Raw genomic sequence first — 22632 nt, 5'->3', positions numbered from 1 at the left:
ACCGGTGGGATTAAGATTGCCTAAAGTGGCCAGGTGCCCTATAATACTCGCATCAGACGCGGGGTGGAGCAGTCTGGCAGCTCGTCGGGCTCATAACCCGAAGGTCACAGGTTCAAATCCTGTCCCCGCAACCAGAATTCTTATGAAAAACCGTCATACGCTCGCGCGATGACGGTTTTTTTTTAAACCAACGGCTTAAAACTGGTGTCTGCCACGATGTGGCAGACACCTGGTTTATGCCTTGGGTTCTTACAGCGCCTGCATCAGGAAATTCAGCAGTTTTTCCGTCATCTGGCGCCCTTCCTGCAATCCCGGCTCGGCTTCATGTGCCGCACGGAAACGCTGACGCGTAGCCGGATCGGGGCCGACCATGTTCACGAACAGTTCCATCCAGCGCTGCGCCAGCTCGCGCGCCTTGGGTGCGCGCGGCGAAGGATCGGCGTCCATCTGAGCTTGCACCTCGGCAATCAGCCCCGGCCATTCCGCCACGCGGCCCTGGAAGTGCCTGCGCAAGATTTCCACTTCAGCCGGCAACATATGTCTGGCGTACAGCGCCAGTTTGGGTTCGTTGGCCGCGGCCATGATGTACTGGCGCATGTCGGCCGTGATGCCCGTATGCTCGCGCACGGCCGGTTCGCGCACCCACATTGCATCCAGCCGGGCGGCCAGGGCCGGGTCGTTGCCCGTGTCGCGCGCCAGGGCGGCCATCCAGCGCCGGGCCAGGTCTTGCGCGGCCGGGGCGGCGGGCGCCGTGCCGGCGGCAATCAGCGCGCGCAGTTCCTCGGCCAGTGCAGCCCATTCGGGACTGCCGTTCAGGATGGGCATTTGCTGCTGTTCCGCTTTCGTGAAATATTTGTCGTGCATGGTCATGTGCTCCAGTGAGGTCAGCCAGGCAGACAATTCCGGTTCCTCGCCGCGCTGCAGCTGGTCCTGCATCTGCGCCAGCTGCGCGCGCAGGGCGGCGGCGTCGGCGATCTGCTGGTCGAGCGCGGCGATCTGGCGGCCGATGATGGCTGCCGGCGAGGCGTCGGGACTGTCCAGGAAGGCAGCGATGTCGGCCAGGGCCATGCCGAAGCGGCGCAACGCCTGGATCCGGTGAAGCCGGGCGATGTCGTTTCGGTTGTAGAGCCGGTAGCCGGCGTCGCTGCGCGCCGAGGGCGTGAGCAGGCCGATGCTGTCGTAATGGTGCAGGGTGCGGACCGTGAGGCCCGAACGGCTGGCGAGTTCTCCTACTTTCAGCATGGGCTGTGCTCCTGTCATCGTGCGTGGCGCCATGCTGGAGCCTGACGTGGCGTGAGGGTCAAGCGCTTTCGTCAGGCCTGTCGGCGAGGCTGGCCCACAAATGGGCTGCCGCCATCGTACGGTGGGGCTGGTATTGCTGCAAGATGCGCTCGGCGCGGGCCATGTCCGGCTTCGTTTCCTCGCCCAGCAGGCGTTGCAGGGCGGCGCGCACGGCCACGTCGCCGTGCAGCGAGCAGTCTGCATAGCCATAGCCGCGCAGCAGGCCGTAGTTGACGGTCCAGGGGCCAATGCCTTTGACGGCCAGCAGCTTTGCGCTGATCTGTTCGATTTCGTTGCCCGGCGCCGGCGTCAGGTCCAGCTCGCCCCCCGCGACCAGCTGGGCGAAGCGCAGCAGGGTTTCGGCCTTGGCGCGGGAGAATTTGCGGGTCAGCAGTTCTTCCACGTCGAGTTTCGCCACGTCGGCCGCTTCGGGATAGCACCACAGGCCGCTGCTGTGCTGGCGCCCGGCTTGCAGGATGAAGGTGCGGCGCAGCGAGATCGCGAACTGCAGGTTGATTTGCTGGCCGATGATGGCCCAGGTCAGCGCCTCGAAGACCGTCGCCGACTGCACAATGCGCAGGCCGGGCTGGCGCTGGACGAGGGCGCCCAGCAGGGCGTCGTCGCGGGCGAAGGCGACGAAGTCGGCCGGGTCGATGTGCAGACCGAGAATGTTGCGGGCGGCCGCTTCGATGTGCGCGGCCAGCAGGGGCGGGACGCTGGCGGCCGGCGCGTCGATGTCCGCCTCGCAGCTCACGCTGCGGCGGCGGGCGGCAGGCAGGTCGACGGTGAGCACCACGGGCGCGCCGTCCAGCAGCATGCCCTTGCGAATGCGCTTGTCGCTGACTTCCTCGGCCACGCTTTCCGCATCGCGGCTGTGGAACTTGAGCACGTCGTCCACCCGGAAATTGGCGGGCAGCGCCAGGGTAAAGCTGTGCTTCATGCGGTTTCCGTCTTGCGCAGCCAGGGCAGCGGCGGCTTGTAGCCGGTGACCAGCATGGTGCCCGAAATGACGATGGCGGCGCCGACGATGGTGTACCAGCCCACCACTTCATGCAGGAAGAGCGTGCCCCACAGGATGCCGAACAGGGGATTGAGGAAGGTTACGGTAAGCGAGACGTTGGCCCCACGTCGCGGATCAGGCCAAAGTAAAGCAGGTAGGCGATGCCGCTGCACAGGATGCCCAGCGCGAGCGCGGCGCCCATGATGCCGACGGTAGGCTCGCCGGGCTGCGGGAACAGCGCAAGCGATGGCAGGGTAAGGAGAGCGGCCGCCCAGCATGCTGCCGTGCGCGTTGGCGAAAGGCTCGACTGCCTTGGCCGACTTGGCGTAGGTGCTGGCGATGCCGTAGTTGAAGGCCGCGAACACGCCGGCCGCAATCGCGATGCCCGCGCCTTCGCGCGAGCTCACATGGTCGAAACCGACCAGCAGCGCCACGCCGACGGTGCCGAGGGCGAGGCCCAGCATCACGCGCGCGCTGACCATCTGGCGCTGCCACACGGCGCCGATCAGCGCGCCCCACATCGGCGCCGTCGCATTCAGCACCGACAGCACGGAGGCGGACAGGGTACGCGCCGCGAAGGCGAACAGCAGGAAGGGCAGGGCGGAATTGAACAGGCCCAGGATCAGGTAATGCTTCCAGTGCTGGCGCAGGTGCAGCGGCTTGCGCAGCAGCAGTGCGATCGCAGCCAGGAACAGCGCCGCGAACGTCACGCGGTATTCGATCAGCACCGCCGGCCCCAGCACCGGGGCGGCAATGCGCATGAAGAGGAAGGAGCCGCCCCAGATGGCGGCCAGGGTGACGAGTCTGATCAGGTTGGCGGTATTCATCGGCCGGATTGTGGCAGCGGAAGCGCGCTGGCGCTAGCTGATTCTTGCGTTTGAATTCATGGCGTCGGCGTGGTTCAGCTGCAGCGACTGCGGCACGCCGTTCTTCACGGCCGTCATCTCGGCCAGGATGGAGATCGCGATCTCGGACGGCGTCTTGCTGCCGATGTAAAGTCCGATCGGGCCGTGCAGCTTCGCCAGCTGCTCTGGCGTGAGATCGAATTCCACCAGCCGCTCGCGGCGCTTGGCGTTGTTCAGTCGTGAGCCGATGGCGCCGACGTAGAAGGCGTCCGACTTCAGCGCTTCCATGATGGCCAGGTCGTCCAGCTTGGGATCGTGGGTCAGGGCTACCACGGCGCAGCGGCTGTCCAGCTTCATTTCGATGACCAGGTCGTCCGGCATGCCGTGCACCAGGCGCACTTCGGGCAGGGTCCAGCCGGAGCGGTATTCCTCGCGCGGGTCGCACACGGTCACGTTGTAGTCCATCGCGGTCGCAATCTGCGCCAGGAAGCGCGACAGCTGGCCGGCGCCGATGATCAGCAGGCGCCAGCGCGGACCGTGCTGGGTCACCAGTTTGTCGCCGTGCAGTTCGAGCACGGAACCGGGGCTGGTGCTTTCCAGCGCCACGGCGCCGGTCTTCAGGTCCACGGTGCGGGCCACCAGCTCGTGCCGCTCCAGGCGGTGCAGCAGCTCGTCGATACGGCTGTCCGGGCCCAGGGGTTCGAGCGCCAGTTCGATGGTGCCGCCGCAGGGCAGGCCGAAACGGTGGGCTTCGTCGGCCGTGATGCCATAGCTGACGATTTCCGGCAATTCGCGCATGATGCCTTCCTTGCGCACGCGCTCGATCAGGTCATCCTCGATGCAGCCGCCGGAAACGGAACCGACCACGCGGCCATCGTCGCAGATGGCGAGCGTGGCGCCGACCGGGCGCGGGCTGGAGCCCCAGGTCTTGATGACGGTGACGAGCTGGCAGCGGTGTCCCGCCGCGATCCAGGCGGAGCTGGTCTTGAGTACTTCGAGGTCGATGCTATCCATGGCCTGTACTATAGCAAGCCTCAGCCGCCTTTGCCGGAGGCCCTTCTTTTCGCCTTGCAGACGACTTTCAGAGCGCTTTCCAGCGCGGCGCCCGGGCCAATCTGCTCAGGGTCATAGGATTCGTATTTGTAGGTGCCGACGGGCTCGCCCCGCCCCAGCACACCGGAGAAATAGTCCTGCGACAGCAGGGTGGCCGTATTTTCCAGGCAGTTGTAGAGATGCTGCGAGCGCACGGACAGGTAAGGCTTGCCATCCGGCGTGCTCTGCGGGCGACGGTAGCTCTGCATGGTGGCCGCCTTGTAGCCGGCGCCCGAGGCGTGCACCGAGGCGCGGTCCAGCAGCAGCACCGCGTCGTCGTCGCCGCCGATTTTGGACCAGGAGCCGGCGGCTGCCAGGGCGGGGGCCAGCAGCAGGGGCAGAAGGAGGCGGCGCATGGCTCAGGGGACCAGCGGGCGCTTGGAAGCCTGCTTGGCCTTGACTTCGTTCACCGAGCGGTCCATCGCCGCCAGGCGGGCCGCAATGGCCGGGTGGTTGGCCGTATAGCCGTTCAGCGTCGATGCCGGGTATTGCGCGGACAGGCGCTGCCAGAAGGATTTCGCGTGGTCGATGTTGTAACCGGCGCGCGCCAGCATGTACAGCGACAGGTTATCGGCTGCGATGTCCATGTCCTGCGGCATCGGCCTGATGCCCGCGCTGCCGACCAGCATGGACAGGTCGGGGCGCACCGATTGCAGGTTATCGATGATGCTGCCGATGGTGGACGTGTTGCGCAGCGTTGCCGGGTGGCCCAGCACATTGTGCGCGATATCCTTGGCCATCACATAGGCCAGCGCCTCATCGCTCTGGGCGAAATTGATCATGCCGCGCGTGAGCATCACGCGGCTGCCGTCGGCATAGGAATTCACATTGTCCGAGTTGCCCAGCTCCAGGCGATAGGCGCAGGCGCGCGTGACGGGCACGTTCAGCGTGTGGCTGCTGCCGTTGCGCGCCACGGTCAGGGGCAGGGTGGCGCGGCTGGAGGCCAGCGGACCAAGCACGCCGGCCGCCTTGCTTTCGGCATCGCGTCCCTTGGGCAGGGTTTTGCCGTCGGCGGCCACCAGGTCGTCGCCCTTGCGCAGGCCGGCGCGCTGGGCGCCGCTGCCGGCCAGCACATTCGATACCTGCAGCATGTCGTCATAACCAAGCACGGCGACCGAGGCGTCGCTGTACTCGCCCGGGTAGGAATAGCGGTTCTTGGCGGTAAAGCCCAGCAGGTTGCGCGCCGCCGACTTGCACAGGTCCGCATTCTGGATCAGCAGCGGACCGCCGACGCGGTACAGGCGGTCCTGCAGATTGGACATGGTCTTCAGCGACTCCCGCGCCGCCAGCTGCTGCGGCGTGACCACCGGCGCCGGTGGCGGCTGGGTGGCTTCGACGGGGGCATGGGAAGGCGAGGGGGGCGGCGCTGTCGTGCCGCAGGCTGTAAGCAGCAGGGCGGCCGCTACGGCGGCCAGTCGGGGGCAGTTTGCCCGGTTTGCGAATTGTTGCCCTGCGGTCATAGTCCTTTCCTCTTAATGCTTGCCGGTGCTGCCGAAGCCTCCTTCACCGCGATCGCTGGCGCCGAATTCCTCGACAACGTTGAATCCTACCTGCAGCACCGGCACGATAATCAGCTGCGCCAGGCGTTCCATCGGATTCAGTGTAAACGTGTTGTGGCCCCGGTTCCAGGTCGACACCATCAGTTGTCCCTGGTAATCCGAGTCAATCAAGCCTACCAGATTCCCCAAAACGATGCCGTTCTTATGGCCCATGCCTGAACGAGGCAGGATCATGGCCGCATAGCCAGGATCGGCGATGTGGATGGCGAGGCCGGTGGGCACCAGCACGGTCTGGCCAGGCTCGATGACCAGGGGCGCGTCGATGCAGGCGCGCAGGTCCAGGCCTGCGCTGCCGGGGGTTGCATAGGCCGGCATCTGGTCTTTCATGCGCGGGTCGAGGATTTTGACGTCGATGGTTTTCATTGGAATAGCGAGTTCTTGTCGATGCGTTTGGCGATTTCGGAAACCAGCTGGCGCGCCAGCGTGAGCTTGTCGGCGCGGGGCAGGATGGTATGTCCGTGTTCGTCGAAGAGGATGATGGTGTTGTCGTCCTGGCCGAAGGTATGGTGGCCGATATTGCCCACCAGGAGAGGGACGCCTTTCTTTTCGCGCTTGCTGGCGCCGTATTCGAGCAGGTTTTCCGATTCGGCGGCGAAGCCCACGCAGTAAGGCCAGCCAGCCAGGGAGGTGCGGGCGGCCGCGCTGGCCAGGATGTCCGGGTTCTGCTCGAACTTCAGCTGCGGCACGCTGCCGTCAGCCGTTTTCTTGACCTTCTGCGTGCTCGGATTGGCCACGCGCCAGTCGGCCACGGCGGCCACGGAAATGAACACGTGCTGGCCGCCCAGGGCGTCCATCACGGCGTCGAACATCTGCTGCGCGCTCTGCACATTGTGGCGGTTCACGCCGAACGGCGTTTCCAGTGCAGTGGGGCCGGAGATCAGCGTCACTTCGGCGCCCATTTCACGGGCGGCGCGCGCCACCGCATAACCCATCTTGCCGGACGAAAGATTGGTGATGCCGCGCACCGGGTCGATCGCTTCGAAAGTGGGGCCTGCCGTGACGAGGATGCGCTTGCCGGCCAGGACTTTGGGCTGGAAGGCGGCGATCATTTCAGCCAGCAGCTGCTCGGGTTCCAGCATGCGGCCCATGCCCACTTCGCCGCAGGCCTGGTCGCCCGGCGCCGGGCCGAGGACACACAGGCCATCGTCGCGCAGCTGCTGCACGTTGCGCTGGGTGGCCGGATTGGTCCACATTTCCACGTTCATCGCCGGCGCCACCAGCAGCGGCACGCGGCTGGGGCGGGCCAGGCACATGGTGGACAGCAGGTCGTCGCATACGCCGTGGGCGAGCTTGTAGATGAAGTCCGCCGAGCAGGGGGCGATGATGATGGCGTCCGCATCGCGGGTGACGTCGATGTGGGCCATATTGTTGTTGACGCGCGGGTCCCACTGGCTGGTGAAGACCGGCTTGCCGGACAGCGCCTGCATCGTCACGGCCGTAATGAAGTGGGTGGCCGCGTCGGTCATCACCACCTGCACGGACGCGCCTTCCTTGCTCAGCGCGCGGCACAGTTCAGCGGCCTTGTAGCAGGCGACGCCGCCGGACAGGCCAAGCACGATTTTTTTGCCAGTCAGTTCCATGATGCTGCTCCTACCTATTCACGCGGCGCAGTTCGTCCAGCACGAACAGCGCGGCGCCGACACAGATCGCCGAATCGGCGACATTGAAAGCGGGGAAGTGGCCGAGGCCCCTCCAGTGGAAGTCCAGGAAGTCCACCACGTGGCCGTACATCAGGCGGTCGATCACATTGCCGATGGCGCCGCCCAGGATCAGCGCCAGCGCCCAGCAGAACAGGCGCTGGCCGGAGTGCTTGCGCAGCAGCCAGAGGATGTAGCCCGCGGCGGCAATGCCGATGCCGGTGAACATATAGCGCTGCCAGCCGCTTTCGTTGGACAGGAAGCTGAAGGCGGCGCCCTTGTTGTAGGCCAGGACCAGGTTGAAGTACGAGGTCACATACATCTCTTCGCCATAGCGGAAAAGCTTGGTGATCGTGATCTTGGACAGCTGGTCCAGCAGGATGACGATGGCGGCGATGCCCAGCCACGGGGTCATGCTGCCGGAGGAGGAGGAGGACTTGCTTGCGGGCTTTTTATTGGTGGCCATTTAGTGTGTTGTTATGCTTTTAGAACCCAAGGCGTGAAGCTGGTGTCTGCCACGATGTGGCAGACACCTGTTTTATGCCCTTGGTTTAGGCGTACTTGCGCGGCTCGCCGGCGCCGAACAGATTGTCGTAGCAGCGGCCGCACAGGCCGGCGTGCTCGGCGTGGCTGCCCACGTCGGCGCGGTAGTGCCAGCAGCGCTCGCACTTGGCGTTGGTCGATGCGGCCACGGCCACGGCTTCCTCGGCTTCGCTCGCAACCTCGATCGCCTTGGCCAGCGAGGTGATGAAGACGAACTTCAGGTCGTCGTCGAAGCTGGCCAGCGCCTTGAACTTGTCGCCGGAGGCCTTGATTTCCAGCTCCGCCTGCAGCGAGGAACCGATGGCGCCCGAAGTGCGCAGGTCTTCCAGCTGCTTGGTCACGTCGGCGCGCACGGCGCGGACGGTGGCGTACTTGGCCATCAGCGCTTGCGCATCGTCCAGCGCCGGCAGCTGCCACCAGGTCTGGGTGTAGATGGTTTCATCGCTGGCCTTGAATGCTTCCTCGCCGGCGAAGAAGCCCCACGCTTCCTCGGCGGTGAAGCAGAGGATCGGCGCCATCAGGCGCAGCAGGCTTTGCGTGATGTGCCACAGCGCGGTCTGCGCCGAGCGGCGGGCCTTCGAATCGACGGCGCTGGTGTACAGGCGGTCCTTCAGGATGTCCAGGTAGAAGCCGCCCAGGTCTTCCGAGCAGAAGTTTTGCAGCTTGGAGACCACCGGGTGGAACTCGTAGCGCTCATAGTGGGCGGTCAGTTCGGCCTGCAGCGCGGCCGTGTTGGCGATCGCGTAGCGGTCGATTTCCAGCAGCTCGGCCACCGGCACGGCGTTCGCCTTCGGATCGAAGTCCGAGGTGTTCGCCAGCAGGAAGCGCAGCGTGTTGCGGATACGGCGGTAGGACTCGGTCACGCGCTTCAGGATCTCGTCCGAGATCGACAGCTCGCTGGTGTAGTCGGTGGCGGCCACCCACAGGCGCAGGATGTCGGCGCCCAGCGTGTCGGACACCTTTTGCGGCGCCACGGTATTGCCGATGGACTTGGACATCTTCTTGCCCTCGCCGTCCACCACGAAGCCGTGCGTCAGCAGCGCCTTGTAGGGCGGCACGCCGTTCAGCATGGAGGACGTCAGCAGGGAGGAGTGGAACCAGCCGCGGTGCTGGTCCGAGCCTTCCAGGTACAGGTCGGCCGGGAAGTGCGACTGCTGCTCGTGCGAGCCGCGCAGCACGGTCTGGTGGGTGCAGCCGGAGTCGAACCACACGTCCAGGGTGTCCTTGTTCTTCAGGTACATGTCCGCTTCATCGCCCAGCAGCTCTTTCGGGTCGAGCGCCTGCCAGGCGTCGATGCCGCCGGCTTCGATGCGCTTGGCCACTGCTTCCAGCAATTCTGCGGTGCGCGGGTGCAGTTCACCCGTTTCCTTGTGCACGAAGACGGCCATCGGCACGCCCCACTGGCGCTGGCGCGACAGGGTCCAGTCCGGACGGTTGGCGATCATGCCGTGCAGGCGCGCCTGGCCCCAGTCGGGGAAGAACTCGGTGGCGTCGATGCCTTCCAGCGCCGTTTCGCGCAGGGTCGGGCCGCCGTCGATCGGCTGGATGTCCATGCCGGCGAACCACTGCGAGGTGGCGCGGTAGACGATCGGTGTCTTGTGGCGCCAGCAGTGCATATAGCTGTGGTCGAACATCTTCAGCTCGAACAGGGCGCCCGCTTCGCGCAGCGCTTCGCAGATCGGCTTGGACGCTTCCCAGATCGTCATGCCGCCGAACAGGGGCAGGGAAGGCACGTACTTGCCGTCGCCCATCACCGGCTTCAGGATGTCGTCGTCCTTCATGCCGTGCGATTTGCAGGAAACGAAGTCGTCCTGGCCGTAGGCGGGCGCGGAGTGGACGATGCCGGTACCGCTGTCGGTGGTCACGTAGTCGGCGATATAGACCGGCGATTCGCGGTCGTAGAACGGATCGCGCTTGTGCAGCGGGTGCTTGAACTTGATGCCGCCCAGCTTGTCGCCGTGGGCAGTGCCGATGACCTTGCCTTCCAGCTTGTAGCGCTGCAGGCAGGATTCGACCAGCTCCTGCGCCAGGATCAGCAGCAGCGGCTGGCCGTCACGCTCGGTCTGCACCAGCGCATACTCGACTTCGTGGTTGGCGTTCAGGGCCTGGTTGGCCGGGATGGTCCACGGGGTGGTGGTCCAGATCACGATGAAACCATTTTCGGTCGGCAGTTTGGCCAGGCCGAAGGCGGCGGCGATCTTGTCGAACTCGTGGAAGGCGAAGCCGACGTCGATGGCCGGGTCGCGCTTGTCCTTGTACTCCACTTCCGCTTCGGCCAGCGCGGACTGGCAATCGAAGCACCAGTTGACCGGCTTCAGGCCGCGGTAGACATAGCCTTTTTCCAGCAGCTTGCCGAGCGAGCGCAGTTCATCCGCTTCATTGCGGAAGTTCATCGTCAGGTAAGGGTTGTCCCACTCGCCCAGTACGCCCAGGCGGATGAAGTCCTTCTTCTGGCGCTCGATCTGCTCGTAGGCGTAGGCGCGCGCCTTGGTCAGCACTTCGGCGGTCGGCAGGTTCTTGCCGAACTGCTTTTCGATCTGGATCTCGATCGGCATGCCGTGGCAGTCCCAGCCCGGCACATAGGGCGCATCGAAGCCTGCCATGGTGCGCGACTTGACCACCACGTCCTTCAGGATCTTGTTGACGGCGTGGCCGATGTGGATGTCGCCGTTGGCATAGGGAGGACCATCGTGCAGCACGAATTTCGGACGGCCGGCGGCAGCCTTGCGCACGCGTTCATAGATCTTCTTGTCCTGCCACTGCTTCACCCAGCCCGGCTCGCGCTTGGAGAGGTCGCCGCGCATGGGGAAGGGCGTTTCGGTCATATTGACCGGGTACTTGGATTCAGGCTTCTTTGCTTTGTTTTCGGACATGATGGGTGCTTTTAGTTCGAGTTTCGGGTGGCGAAGAAGTCGCGCGCCTGCGCGGCGTCGCGCTCGATGGCGGTGACCAGCGTGGGCAGGTCGATGAACTTTTCTTCGTCACGTAATTTCTTCAGGAATTCGACGCGTACCAGCTTGCCGTAGCAGTGCTGGGCAAAGTCGAAGATATGCACTTCCAGCAGCACGCGGCCGGCGTCTTCCACGGTGGGGCGTACGCCCAGGCTGGCCACGGCCGGCAGCGGATCAGGCCCCAGGCCGTGCACCTGGACCACGAAGATGCCGCCCAGGGCAGGGCGGTGCGGCACACGCAGGTTCAGCGTGGGGAAGCCGATGTCGCGCCCCAGTTTCTGGCCATGGATTACGTGGCCGGAAATGGAGTAGGCGTGTCCCAGCAGCTCTTCGGCGTGCGGGAAGTCGCCCTCGGCCAGCGCCGCACGTACGGCGGAGGAGGAAATGCGCTTGTCGCCATTCTCCACGGTCACGGTAGGCAGGGCTTCGACTTCGAAGCCGTATTTCCTGCCCGCTTCCATCAGCAGCTGCACATTGCCGGCGCGTTTGGAGCCGTAGCAGAAGTCTTCGCCCACCATCAGCCATTTCACGTGCAAGCCTTCGACCAGCACTTTCTCCGTGAATTCCTGCGGCGTGAGGGAAGCGAAATGCTCCGAGAAGTGTTCGACGATGACGCGGTCGATGCACTGGTCGCCCAGCGACTTCAGTTTGTCGCGCAGGTTGGCGATGCGCGGCGGGGCTTTGGAAATGTCGCCCATCTTCTGTGCGAAGAATTCGCGCGGATGGGGTTCGAAGGTCATCACGGCCGCTTCCAGGCCGAGGCGGTCGGCCGCGGCGCGCACGCGCGCAAGCAATGCCTGGTGCCCCAGGTGGACACCGTCGAAATTGCCGATCGTCAGGGCGCAGGGCGCGCGCGCCGCTGCATTGGGAAGTCCGCGAAATACCTTCATGCTATTGCCGTGTGGCTCAAATGCTTGATTATACGGTCTGAAAGGCAAAAAGCGCTGCCTGCGGGTGCAGGCAGCGCTTTTCTGGCTCAGCCCGGCTTGTTTTTAGGCCGGGTTGTTAATGTACATGGTCCAGTAACGGGCCAGGTCAGCTTCGCCGCTGTTGCCCTTCACCGACTTCAGGGTGGAGACGGCAGCGGATTTTCTTGCCTGCGTTGTACTGGGCGATGCCATAGTGCAGCTTCATTTCTTCCGGCTTGCGTGCGCTGCCCAGCTTGATCGCTTCGTCGATCAGCTTCAGGCCCTGGTCGCCCTTGCCTTCGGAAACCAGTGCGAAGCCCATATTGGCCAGCGCGTCGGCATCCTTCTCCTTGCGCGCGGTTTCTTCGGCGGTTGCCTGGTTCTTGGCGTTTTCCGCCTGGGTCTTCACTGCCAGGTCCTTCAGGCGCTGGTGGCGGCCGGCGTCTGCACCGGTGCCCAGGGCGCCCTTCTTGTAGCCTGCGTCCACGATCTTCAGGGTTTCAGCCGGATTGGCGGCCTGCAGGGCCAGCTGGCCCATTTCCATGTATTCGCCCGGCTTGGTCAGCTGGCCCAGGGCCAGCTTCAGGCGCAGCACATCCAGGTTCAGGGAAGTGGAGAAGCCTGGCTTGCCGACCACGCGGTTCAGCAGGTCAGCCCAGTAGGAAGCCTTCGGATAGGACGAGGCCAGCTTTTCCAGGGTCTGTACATAGCCGGCCTTGTCGTTCTGCTTCAGCTGGATGTTGGCCAGCATCTGCAGGCTCTGCTCCGAGCGCGCGCCCTGCAGTTCCTTGGCCGCTTCGGCGTACTTGCCGCTGGTGTAGTAAGCCTGGGTCAGCAGGTCCTTCATCTGGGCGTTGCCCGGATTGTCCTTCAGCACGCGCTGGATGGCGGTGATGGCCTTTGGATAGTCCTTGGCGCGGTAGTAGATGGTGGCCAGGGCTTCGGCGATCTTCGGCGCCTGCGCTGCCGGCACTTTGCCGGAGTTCAGCACATATTCGAAGGATTTGGCGGCGGTGTCGTTGTCACCGGCTGCCAGTGCGGCGGAACCGCGGGTGTATTCGATTTGGAACTTCTCCAGGTCGGACTTGTTGCCGATTGCGTCTGCTTCTTTCAGTTTCGCCAGGGCTTCCTTTGCCTTGCCGGAGGAGGCCAGCTTCTGTGCTTCCTGCAGTGGCTTACCCACTTCGGCGCGGACGGTATCGGCTGCATAAGCGACGGAAGTCAGGCCGGCCATCGGAGCGGCGGCGGTGAAACCGATTGCGGCCAGTACCAGGCCGAGATGTGCGAGACGGAACTTGGTCATGGGGGAGTTTTCTTTCTTCAAAATGCGAAATAGGCAGGATAACCTGCCTATTCGGGAAAATAAAGGGCGATTTAACCGATTATTTACTGGAACTGCTCGTTGCCGACCAGGCCGATCTTGGTCACGCCAAGACGCTGGGCAGCGGCCATCACACCAGCCACCACGCTGTAGTTAACCAGCTTGTTGGGACGCAGGTGCACTTCAGGCTGGTCAGCCTGTGCCGCTACGTTCATCAGCTTGTTTTCCAGGGACGGACGGTCAGGAATGACCTGGTTGTCCCACAGGATGGTGCCGTCGAAGTCAACGTCGATGGTGACTACTACCGGTTCCTTGGTCGGTGGCGGCGGAGTGCCGACCGGCATGTTCAGGTTCACCGAGTGGTTCGCCTTAGGAATCGTAATAATCAGCATGATGATCAGAACCAGCATGACGTCGATCAGCGGCGTCATGTTCATTTCCATCATCGGTTCCGCGTCGCCGCCGGAACTGCCTACGCTCATACTCATGAATGTGTTTCCTTTCAGATGGCCGCCCCGGCGAACCGGGGCGGCTGGTCCTTACATCTTGTCAGGTGGTTCGGTGATGAAACCGACCTTCTGGATGCCAGCACGCTGGGTGGTGTAGATCACTTTGCCGATGGACTCGTACTTGGCGTCTTTGTCGCCGCGTACGTGAACTTCAGGCTGAGGGACCTTGACCGCTTCCTCTTTCAGAAAATCGAACAACTCATTGGTGTCGCGCATTTTCTTCTGATTCCAGTAAATGTCGCCATCTTTGTTAACAACGATGTTGACGTTTTCCGGCTTCGTCTGGATTGCCTGGTTGATCTCTTCCGGCAGATTGATCTTCTGCAGTTTGAGAACGACCGGGCTCGTGATCAGGAAGATAATCAGCAGAACCAGCATGATGTCCACGAGCGGGGTCGTGTTGATCTCTGAGTTAAGCTGCTCTTCTCCCCCGGTATCGGAGCCTACGGACATGGACATGTTTACTTGCCCCTAAATTAGCCGACTTTTTTAGCAGAGCTGGTTGCGGTGGACATTGCACCGGAGATCAGCACGGAGTGCACGTCAGCGGAGAAGGTACGCACGTCTTCCATTGCGGTCTTGTTACGACGCAGCAGCCAGTTGTAACCCAGAACGGCAGGAACTGCCACCAGCAGACCGAAAGCGGTCATGATCAGCGCTTCACCCACAGGACCTGCCACTTTGTCGATCGACGCGTTACCGGTCATACCGATGTTGGTCAGTGCACCGTAAATACCCCACACGGTACCGAACAGACCGATAAACGGAGCGGTCGAACCAACGGTTGCCAGGAAGGACAGGCCATCGGACAGACGGGACTGGATCTTGTCAACAGCGCGCTGAACTTGCATCGAAACCCAGGTAGCCAGGTCGATCTGTTCCAGCAGGGCGCCGTCGTGGTGAGCGGTTGCCTTGGTGCCGGTTTCAGCGATGTAGCGGAATGGGGAACCTTCGGTCAGGGTCGCGGAACCAGCGGCGATCGAGGAAGCTTTCCAGAACTTGGCAGCGGCTTCTTTCTGCTGCTTGAAGATCTTGCTCTGGTCGATGACCTTGGTCACGATGATGTACCAGGAACCGATGGACATGATGGACAGGATGATCAGGGTAGCGCGGGCAACGAAGCCGCCATCCCACACTGCTTGCAGGCCGAATGGGTTTTCCACTTCTTCCTTGGCCTTGCCAGCGGCAGCGCCTTCAGCGGCCGGAGCGGCTGGTGCTGCGGCTGCGTCAGCTGCCGGTGCTGCTGCCGCGTCCGCAGGAGCGGCTGCAGGAGCCGAAGCGGCTGCCGAGGCAGGAGCGTCAGCCATTGCTGGCGCGCTAACCAGGGCGCTAGCTGCGGTCACCGAAAACAGCACAGCGGCCAGAACGGCGGACAAACGGGTATTCTTAAACATGCTTCCTCCAAATTTTAAAATAATCAGTTCGCTGGCTTAAACGACAACGAAACTACTAAGTTGCGAGACGATGTTCTGTCTCAGGTTTATTCCAGCGTCCAGACGTATTGCATCTGTTGCCAGCCTTCTTGCGGCTTGCCGTCCACGGTAGCCGGCTTGAATTTGCAGCGGGAGATACCCGACTGCGCAGCCTTGTCCAGGTCACGGAAACCACTAGATTTCACCACCTTCGATTCAGCCACGCGACCATCGGTCGCGATCAGGAACGACAGCGTCACGGTCCCGGTTTCTTCGTTACGCAGCGACGATTTTGGCCATTCAGGCTTCGCGCAGGTGCTGAAGTCAACCACAGCAGGGGTACGGACACCGGTTGCCGCAGGGGCAGGCGATGCTGGTGCTGCCGGCGGAGCCGGGCGCGCCAGTTCGTTAGTTGCCGGCTTCACGTTGGTCGCCGAGGCGATCACGTTTTGCTGCGGCGGCGGCTGCTGCACGTTCACTTCAACCGGAGGAATGAATGGAGGCGGAGGTGCCTTCATTTCCGGCGGCGGTGGCGGCGGCGGCAGTTCTTTTGGTGGAGGCGGGGCGACCTCCTCAATGATCTTGGTCTCGACCGGTTCAATCATCTTACTGACCAAGCGCTTACCCAGGCCGGATACGATGCCGTACCCTCCCAGGATGTGTAGCACTACAACGAACGCGATGCCCGTATAGTTCTTCTTCCCGGCAATTTTCTCGTTATCACTGAAATTCATGCCTGCTTTCTCCAATACCTACTCTTGTGTTGCTACTTGAACCCCAAATTGGCGGCACAAAGCTACAGCCGCATCCGGGACGTCGGCGAATTATACATACGAATTTTGGATTTTACATAGAATTTTGACCTCTAAAACCGTTTAAATTTCATGCCCTTAGCCCCATCTAGGCGGGCTCAACCGGAGAGTTGTCTGCACCTTCTAGTGGGAAAAGCAAGATAATTCGGCACATTTTTTTGTACGCTAACGACCACTCTGACTGAAATCTTCTTGACTCAGCCGTATACGGAATTTTCCACGCCGACTCCGGTTGGTGGCGTGTGGAAAATTCGGAGGTGGGTGTTGCTATGGCGTAACCGTGCCAAATTGCTCTATACAAGCCAAGTATAGAAAAAAATCAGCAAGATGAGCGCCCAAGTCGCCGGATGGCGTGTTTGCTTGTAAGAACACTACATATATATAGTAATTAAATGTAGGACCTGCGCGGGCCGGGGCAGCCTGCCAAAACCCACGGCCAAAAGCAGGTGCCTGCCACGATGTGGCAGGCACCAGGGTTACGCCTTGGGTTTGGATCAGATAATGCGGTTGCGCTTCTCGCGCTTGCATTCCAGGGTGCTGACCACCTGGCCGTCCGGGGTGACGGTGTCGAGATGCACATCGAAGCCCCACAGGCGGGCCACGTGCTTGAGGACTTCATTGGCCTGCTGGTTCAGCGGGCGGCGGTTGTACTGGGTATGGCGCAGGGTAAGGGCACGGTCGTCGCGGGTGTTGACGGACCACACCTGTATATTAGGCTCGCGGTTGCCCAGGTTGTACTGGTCAGCCAGCTGCTGGCGCACGTAGCGGTAGCCCAGTTCATCGTGGATGGCCGAGACGGTCAGCTTCTCGTTCTTGTCATCGTCCAGCACGGCGAAGAAGTGGAACTCGCGGATCAGGCGCGGCGACAGGAACTGGGCGATGAAGCTCTCGTCCTTGAAATTGCGCATGGCGAAGTCCAGCGTCTTTTGCCAGTCGCTGCCGGCGATATCGGGGAACCATTCGCGATCCTCGTCGGTCGGGTTCTCGCAGATTCGTCTGATGTCAGACATCATCGCGAAACCTAGGGCATAAGGATTGATGCCGTTGTAGTAGGGGCTGTGCACCGGCGGCTGGTAGATCACGTTGGAATGGCTCTTCAGGAATTCCATCATGAAGCCGTCGCCGACAATCCCTTCGTCATACAGCTGGTTAAGGATGGTGTAATGCCAGAAGGTAGCCCAGCCTTCGTTCATCACCTGGGTCTGGCGCTGCGGGTAGAAGTACTGGCTGATCTTGCGCACGATGCGCACCACTTCGCGCTGCCAGGGTTCCAGCAGCGGCGCATATTTCTCGATGAAGTACAGCAGGTTCTCTTCCGGCTCGGGCGGGAAGCGGGCGATCGGCTTGTTGACTTCCTCTTCCTCGCGCCGCGGCACGGTGCGCCACAGTTCATTGATCTGCGATTGCAGGTAGGTTTCGCGCTCCTTCTGCTTCTGCTTTTCCTGGGCCAGCGACAGCTTGGCCGGACGCTTGTAGCGGTCCACACCGTAGTTCTGGATGGCGTGGCAGGAGTCGAGCAGCAGTTCGACCGCCTCGATGCCGTGGCGCTGCTCGCACTCGGTGATGTAGTTCTTGGCGAACACCATATAGTCGATGATGGCGTCCGCATCGGTCCAAGTGCGGAACAGGTAATTCCCCTTGAAGAAGGAATTGTGGCCGTAGGCGGCGTGGGCAATCACCAGCGCCTGCATGGTCAGGCTGTTTTCCTCCATCAGGTAGGCGATGCAGGGATTGGAATTGATCACGATTTCGTAGGCCAGCCCCATCTGGCCGCGCTTGTAGCCCTTCTCGGTGGCAAGGAAGTGCTTACCGAAGGACCAGTGGGCGTAGGACACGGGCATGCCGACCGAGGTGTAGGCGTCCATCATCTGCTCGGCCGTGATGATTTCCAGCTGGTTGGGGTAGGTGTCCAGCCCGAAATTCTTTGCCACCCGCTTGATTTCATCGTGGATCTGCTCGATCAGGTCGAACGTCCATTCCGATTGCTCGGGCAGGGCGTTCGGGTGGCGCGGACGGAGGGTCATCTGATTCATTTTGGCTGCTTCTTGAACAGTTCGCGGAATACCGGATAGATGTCGGCCGGCGTGACGATTTTTTGCATGGCAAAGTGCTGGTGGTATTCAGGCACCTGCGCGTATTGCTCCCACAGGTTTTGCGGTGGGCCGTCGGTGATCTCCACATAAGTGTAGTACTGCACCTTGGGCATGATGGTATTCACCAGCAGCTGGCGGCACAGAACGGAATCGTTGTCCCAGTTGTCGCCGTCCGAGGCCTGGGCCACGTAGGCATTCCAGCTGCCGCCGCCGTAGCGCTCGTCGACGATCTTGTTCAGCAGGTGCAGGGCGGACGACACCACGGTGCCGCCCGATTCGCGCGAATGGAAAAATTCATTCTCATCCACTTCGGAAGCGGCCGTGTGGTGGCGGATGAAGACCACCTCGATCTTGTCGTAGACGCGCTTCAGGAACAGGTAGAGCAGGATGAAGAAGCGCTTGGCGGTATCCTTGCGCTGTTCGTCCATGGAACCGGACACGTCCATGATGCAGAACATCACGGCCTGGGTCATCGGCTTTGGCACCTTGATGCGGTTCGAATAGCGCAGGTCGAAGGGGTCGATGAAGGGAATGGCCAGCAGCCGCGTGTGCAGGTGATGGATCAGCTTTTTCAGCTCGACCACGCGCGGATCGTCCAGCGGAGCCCCGGCCAGCAGCAAATCTTCCAGCTCACGTTCGGCCTCGATCACGCGCTTGCGGTTGGGACCGCCTACCGCCAGGCGCCTGCCCAGCGCGCCGCGCAGGGAGCGCAGCACGTGGATATTGGACGGAGTGCCGGAAACGGTATAGCCGGCGCGCTGCTGCTTGAATTCCGTGGTGGCGGTCAACTGGGTCTTGACCATGTGCGGCAGTTCCAGGTCCTCGAAGAAGTAGTTCATGAATTCTTCGCGCGACAGCTCAAAGATGAAATCATCCTCGGTGGTCTGGTCGCTGTTACCGGCCCTGCCGCGGCCGGAACCGCCGCCGCCCTTGGGCCGGTTGATCTGGTCGCCCTTCTGGTATTCCTGGTTGCCGGGATTCACTACTTCCCACACGCCGCCGTGGGCATGGCCGAACGAGGGCTCGCTCACATCCTTGACGGGAATCGAGACTTTCTCGCCATTCTCGATGTCGGTGATCGAGCGGCCCTTGATGGCGCGCCCGACGGCATCCTTGATCTGGCTCTTGTAACGCCGCAAAAATCGTTCGCGGTTGACCGCAGACTTGTTTTTGCCCTGCAAACGACGGTCGATGAGGTAAGTCATGTGCCTCCTGCTGCATATCCGTTGCCGTGGCGGTGTGCGCCTATTATCGCACCGCCGGCGCAAGCCGGCGTCGCGGGCCCGCCAGGGCTGTAGGGCGGATCATTGATCCGCCGCGTCTGCTCCGCCGCTTACGACGACTTCCTCACGCGCAGATACCATTCGCACAGCAGGCGCACCTGCTTGGCCGTATAACCCTTCTCGACCATGCGTGCGACGAAATCGGCATGCTTGTTGGCGTCTTCGGCGCTGGCCTTCGCATTGAAGGAGATCACCGGCAGCAGTTCCTCCGTATTGGAGAACATCTTCTTCTCGATCACTGTGCGGAACTTCTCATAAGAAGTCCATGCGGGGTTCTTGCCGCCGTTGTTGGCGCGTGCGCGCAGGCCGAAGTTGACGATCTCGTTGCGGAAGTCCTTCGGATTCGAGATGCCGGCCGGCTTCTCGATCTTCTCCAGTTCGTTGTTCAGCGATTCGCGGTCGAAGCTCTCGCCGGTATCCGGATCGCGGTATTCCTGGTCCTGGATCCAGAAGTCGGCAAAGGTGACGTAGCGGTCGAAGATGTTCTGGCCATACTCGGAATAGCTCTCCAGGTAAGCCGTCTGGATTTCCTTGCCGATGAATTCGACATAGCGCTGCGCCAGGTGCTCCTTGATATAGGAGAAGTACTTCTGTTCGGTCTCCGGCGGGAACTGTTCGCGCTCGACCTGCTGTTCCAGCACATACAGCAGGTGCACCGGGTTGGCTGCCACCTCGGTCGAATCGAAGTTGAAGACCTTGGACAGGATCTTGAACGCGAAGCGCGTCGAGAGCCCATTCATGCCTTCGTCCACGCCTGCGTAGTCCACGTACTCGTGGATCGATTTGGCTTTCGGGTCCGTGTCCTTCAGGTTGTCGCCATCGTAGACCAGCATCTTGCTGAACAGGCTGGAGTTTTCCGGCTCCTTCAGGCGCGACAGGATGGCGAACTGGGCCATCATGCGCAGGGTGCCGGGCGCGCAGGGCGCCTTGTCCAGCGAGGAATTGTGCAGCAGCTTCTCGTAGATCTTGATTTCGTCGGTCACGCGCAGGCAGTAAGGCACTTTGACGATGTAGATACGGTCAAGGAATGCCTCGTTGTTGCGGTTGTTCTTGAAGCTCTTCCACTCGGATTCGTTGGAGTGCGCCAGGATGATGCCGTCGAAGGGGATGGCGCCGAAGCCTTCCGTGCCCTTGTAGTTGCCTTCCTGGGTGGCGGTCAGCAGCGGGTGCAGCACCTTGATGGGCGCCTTGAACATCTCGACGAATTCCATCAGGCCCTGGTTGGCCAGGCACAGGCCACCGGAGTAGCTGTAGGCGTCCGGATCGTCCTGGGCATAGTCTTCCAGCTTGCGGATATCGACCTTGCCGACCAGGGAGGAGATGTCCTGGTTGTTCTCGTCGCCCGGCTCGGTTTTCGAGATCGCGACCTGGCGCAGCACGGAAGGGTAGCGCCGCACCACGCGGAACTGGTTGATGTCGCCGTTGAATTCATGCAGGCGCTTGACCGCCCACGGCGAAGGGATGTTGCGCAGGTAGCGGCGCGGGATGCCGAAATCTTCTTCCAGGATGGCCCCGTCTTCCTGCTCGCTGAACAGGCCCAGCGGCGATTCGTTCACTGGCGAACCTTTCAGGCAGTAGAACGGCACCTGTTCCATCAGCGATTTCAGTTTTTCGGCGATCGAGGATTTACCGCCGCCGACCGGTCCCAGCAGGTAGAGGATCTGCTTGCGCTCTTCCAGGCCCTGGGCCGCGTGGCGGAAGTAGGACACCACCTGCTCGATGACTTCTTCCATGCCGTAGAACTCACGGAAGGCCGGATAAATCTTGATGACCTTGTTGGCGAAGATGCGCGACAGGCGCGTATCGTTGCGCGTGTCGACCAGCGTGGGTTCGCCGATGGCGGCCAGCATGCGCTCGGCCGCTGTTGCAGTACGTTAGCCGGTCTTTTTTGCATAGCGCCAGGTACTCGGTCAGAGACATTTCCTCTTCCCGGGTGCGCTCGTACCGTGCTGCGTAGTTGTCAAAAATGGTCATAAGTATGTCCCTTTATGAAGTAACTTGCTAGTCAGTCGGTCGGCAGTCGTCGCTGGTGGCTGCTGGCCTTATCGTGTGAGGAGAACTCCTTCGTTCTGTGTTTTAACGCGCCAGCTGCCTGAGTGTCCGGGAATTGCTCCCGGGCCGGAGCTGGCTTTTTTTTAGCCGTGCGGGGAGGGTGCCGGCGCCTGAGTGTGTTCGGTCGAAACGCATCTTACGTTGATGAAATTTATTATTGCTCCAATGCCTCAGGAAGTAAAACTTAAAACCCACGAAATTTTATGTGACAGTAGCACGGCTACGCACACTCTGCAGGACAGCCGTGTGCAGTGTGTCCGCGCACGCTATTGCGCTAAGATGCTGTATCCCGTTTGAAAGAAATAAAATGAATACTCAAATGCGTTCCCAAATGCGTTCCATTGTGCAAAACATGCCAAAGGCGGAACTGCACATCCATATCGAAGGCTCGCTCGAACCCGAATTGATTTTCGCACTGGCCGAACGCAACGGCGTCCAGCTCGCGTATTCCTCGGTGGAAGCGCTGCGTGCCGCCTACGCCTTCAGCGATCTGCAATCTTTCCTCGACATTTACTACGCCGGCGCCAGCGTGCTGCTGCAGGAGCAGGACTTCTACGACATGACGGCGGCGTACCTGGCGCGCGCCCAGGCCGACCATGTGCGCCACGCGGAAATTTTCTTCGACCCGCAAACGCACACGGCGCGCGGCGTGCCGATCGAATACGTGATCAACGGCATCCATCGCGCCTGCGTTGACAGCCCGGTCAGCGCTTCGCTGATCCTGTGCTTCCTGCGCCACCTGAGCGAGGACGATGCGATTGCGACGCTGGAGCAAGCCTTGCCGCACCGCGACAAATTCATCGGCGTCGGCCTCGACTCTTCCGAAGTGGGCAATCCGCCGGAGAAGTTTGCGCGCGTATTCTCGCGCTGCCGCGATCTCGGCCTGCACCTGGTGGCCCATGCGGGCGAAGAGGGGCCGCCGTCCTATATCGAAACGGCGCTGGACGTGCTGCAGGTCGAGCGCATCGACCATGGCGTGCGTTGCCTGGAAGATCCGGCGCTGACGCGCCGCCTGGCGGCAATGCGCATGCCGCTGACGGTGTGCCCGCTCTCCAACATCAAGCTGCGCGTATTCGACCAGATGCAAGACCACAACCTGCTGCAGCTGCTCGATGCCGGCCTGGTGGCCACCGTCAATTCGGACGACCCGGCCTATTTCGGCGGCTATATGAACGATAACTTCGTAGCGGCCTTCGACTCGCTGCCGCTTGGCTTGCAGCATGCTTACCAGCTCTCGCGCAACAGTTTTGAAGCGGCCTTCCTGCCACAGGAGGAAAAGCAGCGCTACCTGGACGAGGTGGACGCCTACTTCGCCGCCTTCAACGTGGTGTGAC

Annotated in this window: 19 protein-coding genes, 1 tRNA gene and 1 pseudogene; 2 read left to right on the top strand and 19 right to left on the bottom strand. The window is 61.9% G+C overall.

Annotated features, from left to right (window positions below):
* Positions 1-57: 57 nt before the first annotated feature.
* A tRNA-Met gene (locus ACHMW6_RS27600) sits at positions 58-134 on the top strand.
* 115 nt (positions 135-249) lie between these two features.
* Here ACHMW6_RS27600 and ACHMW6_RS27595 read toward each other — a convergent pair.
* The 19 genes and pseudogenes from ACHMW6_RS27595 to ACHMW6_RS27505 form a co-directional block, all read right to left on the bottom strand.
* Entirely contained in the window at positions 250-1242 is a 993-nt protein-coding gene (locus tag ACHMW6_RS27595; protein ID WP_395401709.1) for a MerR family transcriptional regulator, read from the bottom strand.
* A 58-nt stretch (positions 1243-1300) separates the two neighbouring features.
* Complete coding sequence (locus ACHMW6_RS27590) at positions 1301-2221, bottom strand: DNA-3-methyladenine glycosylase 2 (protein ID WP_395401707.1); 921 nt, start codon at positions 2219-2221, stop codon at positions 1301-1303.
* Positions 2218-3108 (bottom strand): DMT family transporter, encoded by an 891-nt coding sequence (locus ACHMW6_RS27585; protein WP_395401705.1) that lies wholly within the window; start codon positions 3106-3108, stop codon positions 2218-2220. The genes ACHMW6_RS27590 and ACHMW6_RS27585 overlap by 4 nt, the downstream gene beginning before the upstream one ends.
* A 33-nt stretch (positions 3109-3141) precedes the next feature.
* The gene (locus ACHMW6_RS27580) at positions 3142-4140 is read right to left on the bottom strand and encodes an XdhC family protein (protein ID WP_395401703.1); all 999 of its coding nucleotides are present in this window, start codon (positions 4138-4140) and stop codon (positions 3142-3144) included.
* Between the two features lie 20 nt (positions 4141-4160).
* The gene (locus tag ACHMW6_RS27575; protein ID WP_395401701.1) at positions 4161-4574 is read right to left on the bottom strand and encodes a surface-adhesin E family protein; all 414 of its coding nucleotides are present in this window, start codon (positions 4572-4574) and stop codon (positions 4161-4163) included.
* Between the two features lie 3 nt (positions 4575-4577).
* Positions 4578-5678 carry a M48 family metalloprotease gene (locus ACHMW6_RS27570; RefSeq protein ID WP_395401699.1) on the bottom strand — a complete coding sequence of 367 codons (1101 nt, stop codon included), beginning with the start codon at positions 5676-5678 and terminating at the stop codon, positions 4578-4580.
* Positions 5679-5690: 12 nt separating this feature from the next.
* On the bottom strand, positions 5691-6140 hold the full coding sequence (dut, locus tag ACHMW6_RS27565; RefSeq protein WP_395401697.1) for a dUTP diphosphatase: 450 nt from the start codon (positions 6138-6140) through the stop codon (positions 5691-5693).
* Complete coding sequence (gene coaBC, locus ACHMW6_RS27560) at positions 6137-7357, bottom strand: bifunctional phosphopantothenoylcysteine decarboxylase/phosphopantothenate--cysteine ligase CoaBC (protein ID WP_395401695.1); 1221 nt, start codon at positions 7355-7357, stop codon at positions 6137-6139. The genes dut and coaBC overlap by 4 nt, the downstream gene beginning before the upstream one ends.
* Before the next feature lie 10 nt (positions 7358-7367).
* A complete protein-coding gene (gene lspA / locus ACHMW6_RS27555; RefSeq protein ID WP_395401693.1) occupies positions 7368-7880 on the bottom strand; it encodes a signal peptidase II in 513 nt (170 codons plus the stop codon).
* 85 nt (positions 7881-7965) lie between these two features.
* Entirely contained in the window at positions 7966-10830 is a 2865-nt protein-coding gene (gene ileS / locus ACHMW6_RS27550; RefSeq protein ID WP_395401691.1) for an isoleucine--tRNA ligase, read from the bottom strand.
* Positions 10831-10841: 11 nt separating this feature from the next.
* A complete protein-coding gene (locus tag ACHMW6_RS27545; protein WP_395401689.1) occupies positions 10842-11798 on the bottom strand; it encodes a bifunctional riboflavin kinase/FAD synthetase in 957 nt (318 codons plus the stop codon).
* A gap of 145 nt (positions 11799-11943) precedes the next feature.
* Positions 11944-13119, bottom strand: coding sequence for a tetratricopeptide repeat protein (locus tag ACHMW6_RS27540; protein WP_395401687.1), 1176 nt, complete (start codon positions 13117-13119; stop codon positions 11944-11946).
* 83 nt (positions 13120-13202) lie between these two features.
* Complete coding sequence (locus ACHMW6_RS27535) at positions 13203-13625, bottom strand: ExbD/TolR family protein (RefSeq protein WP_395401685.1); 423 nt, start codon at positions 13623-13625, stop codon at positions 13203-13205.
* A gap of 51 nt (positions 13626-13676) precedes the next feature.
* On the bottom strand, positions 13677-14105 hold the full coding sequence (locus tag ACHMW6_RS27530) for an ExbD/TolR family protein (protein WP_395401683.1): 429 nt from the start codon (positions 14103-14105) through the stop codon (positions 13677-13679).
* 17 nt (positions 14106-14122) lie between these two features.
* Positions 14123-15040: a MotA/TolQ/ExbB proton channel family protein gene (locus ACHMW6_RS27525; RefSeq protein ID WP_395401681.1), complete on the bottom strand. Its 918-nt coding sequence runs from the start codon at positions 15038-15040 to the stop codon at positions 14123-14125.
* 86 nt (positions 15041-15126) lie between these two features.
* Positions 15127-15792: an energy transducer TonB gene (locus ACHMW6_RS27520; protein WP_395401679.1), complete on the bottom strand. Its 666-nt coding sequence runs from the start codon at positions 15790-15792 to the stop codon at positions 15127-15129.
* Positions 15793-16364: 572 nt separating this feature from the next.
* Positions 16365-17903, bottom strand: a complete 1539-nt coding sequence (locus ACHMW6_RS27515) for a SpoVR family protein (RefSeq protein ID WP_395401677.1) — start codon at positions 17901-17903, stop codon at positions 16365-16367.
* Positions 17900-19168, bottom strand: a complete 1269-nt coding sequence (locus ACHMW6_RS27510) for a YeaH/YhbH family protein (RefSeq protein WP_395401675.1) — start codon at positions 19166-19168, stop codon at positions 17900-17902. The genes ACHMW6_RS27515 and ACHMW6_RS27510 overlap by 4 nt, the downstream gene beginning before the upstream one ends.
* Positions 19169-19296: 128 nt before the next feature.
* A pseudogene (locus ACHMW6_RS27505) lies at positions 19297-21220 on the bottom strand (PrkA family serine protein kinase).
* A gap of 430 nt (positions 21221-21650) precedes the next feature.
* Here ACHMW6_RS27505 and ACHMW6_RS27500 point away from each other — a divergent pair.
* Complete coding sequence (locus tag ACHMW6_RS27500; RefSeq protein ID WP_395401673.1) at positions 21651-22631, top strand: adenosine deaminase; 981 nt, start codon at positions 21651-21653, stop codon at positions 22629-22631.
* Position 22632: the final 1 nt, after the last annotated feature.

The sequence above is a fragment of the Pseudoduganella sp. UC29_106 genome, from assembly GCF_044055365.1.
GTDB lineage: Bacteria > Pseudomonadota > Gammaproteobacteria > Burkholderiales > Burkholderiaceae_D > Rugamonas.
Note: the sequence above shows the minus strand (reverse complement) of the source record. Positions and strands in the feature narration are given on the sequence as shown.

Excerpts from the sequence above, each read along its gene's own strand:
- ACHMW6_RS27595 (WP_395401709.1), bottom strand. The coding sequence starts at position 1,242 with ATGCTGAAAGTAGGAGAACTCGCCAGCCGTTCGGGCCTCACGGTCCGC.
- ACHMW6_RS27590 (WP_395401707.1), bottom strand. The coding sequence starts at position 2,221 with ATGAAGCACAGCTTTACCCTGGCGCTGCCCGCCAATTTCCGGGTGGAC.
- ACHMW6_RS27585 (WP_395401705.1), bottom strand. The coding sequence starts at position 3,108 with ATGAATACCGCCAACCTGATCAGACTCGTCACCCTGGCCGCCATCTGG.
- ACHMW6_RS27580 (WP_395401703.1), bottom strand. The coding sequence starts at position 4,140 with ATGGATAGCATCGACCTCGAAGTACTCAAGACCAGCTCCGCCTGGATC.
- ACHMW6_RS27575 (WP_395401701.1), bottom strand. The coding sequence starts at position 4,574 with ATGCGCCGCCTCCTTCTGCCCCTGCTGCTGGCCCCCGCCCTGGCAGCC.
- ACHMW6_RS27570 (WP_395401699.1), bottom strand. The coding sequence starts at position 5,678 with ATGACCGCAGGGCAACAATTCGCAAACCGGGCAAACTGCCCCCGACTG.
- dut (WP_395401697.1), bottom strand. The coding sequence starts at position 6,140 with ATGAAAACCATCGACGTCAAAATCCTCGACCCGCGCATGAAAGACCAG.
- coaBC (WP_395401695.1), bottom strand. The coding sequence starts at position 7,357 with ATGGAACTGACTGGCAAAAAAATCGTGCTTGGCCTGTCCGGCGGCGTC.
- lspA (WP_395401693.1), bottom strand. The coding sequence starts at position 7,880 with ATGGCCACCAATAAAAAGCCCGCAAGCAAGTCCTCCTCCTCCTCCGGC.
- ileS (WP_395401691.1), bottom strand. The coding sequence starts at position 10,830 with ATGTCCGAAAACAAAGCAAAGAAGCCTGAATCCAAGTACCCGGTCAAT.
- ACHMW6_RS27545 (WP_395401689.1), bottom strand. The coding sequence starts at position 11,798 with ATGAAGGTATTTCGCGGACTTCCCAATGCAGCGGCGCGCGCGCCCTGC.
- ACHMW6_RS27540 (WP_395401687.1), bottom strand. The coding sequence starts at position 13,119 with ATGACCAAGTTCCGTCTCGCACATCTCGGCCTGGTACTGGCCGCAATC.
- ACHMW6_RS27535 (WP_395401685.1), bottom strand. The coding sequence starts at position 13,625 with ATGAGTATGAGCGTAGGCAGTTCCGGCGGCGACGCGGAACCGATGATG.
- ACHMW6_RS27530 (WP_395401683.1), bottom strand. The coding sequence starts at position 14,105 with ATGTCCATGTCCGTAGGCTCCGATACCGGGGGAGAAGAGCAGCTTAAC.
- ACHMW6_RS27525 (WP_395401681.1), bottom strand. The coding sequence starts at position 15,040 with ATGTTTAAGAATACCCGTTTGTCCGCCGTTCTGGCCGCTGTGCTGTTT.
- ACHMW6_RS27520 (WP_395401679.1), bottom strand. The coding sequence starts at position 15,792 with ATGAATTTCAGTGATAACGAGAAAATTGCCGGGAAGAAGAACTATACG.
- ACHMW6_RS27515 (WP_395401677.1), bottom strand. The coding sequence starts at position 17,903 with ATGAATCAGATGACCCTCCGTCCGCGCCACCCGAACGCCCTGCCCGAG.
- ACHMW6_RS27510 (WP_395401675.1), bottom strand. The coding sequence starts at position 19,168 with ATGACTTACCTCATCGACCGTCGTTTGCAGGGCAAAAACAAGTCTGCG.
- ACHMW6_RS27500 (WP_395401673.1), top strand. The coding sequence starts at position 21,651 with ATGCCAAAGGCGGAACTGCACATCCATATCGAAGGCTCGCTCGAACCC.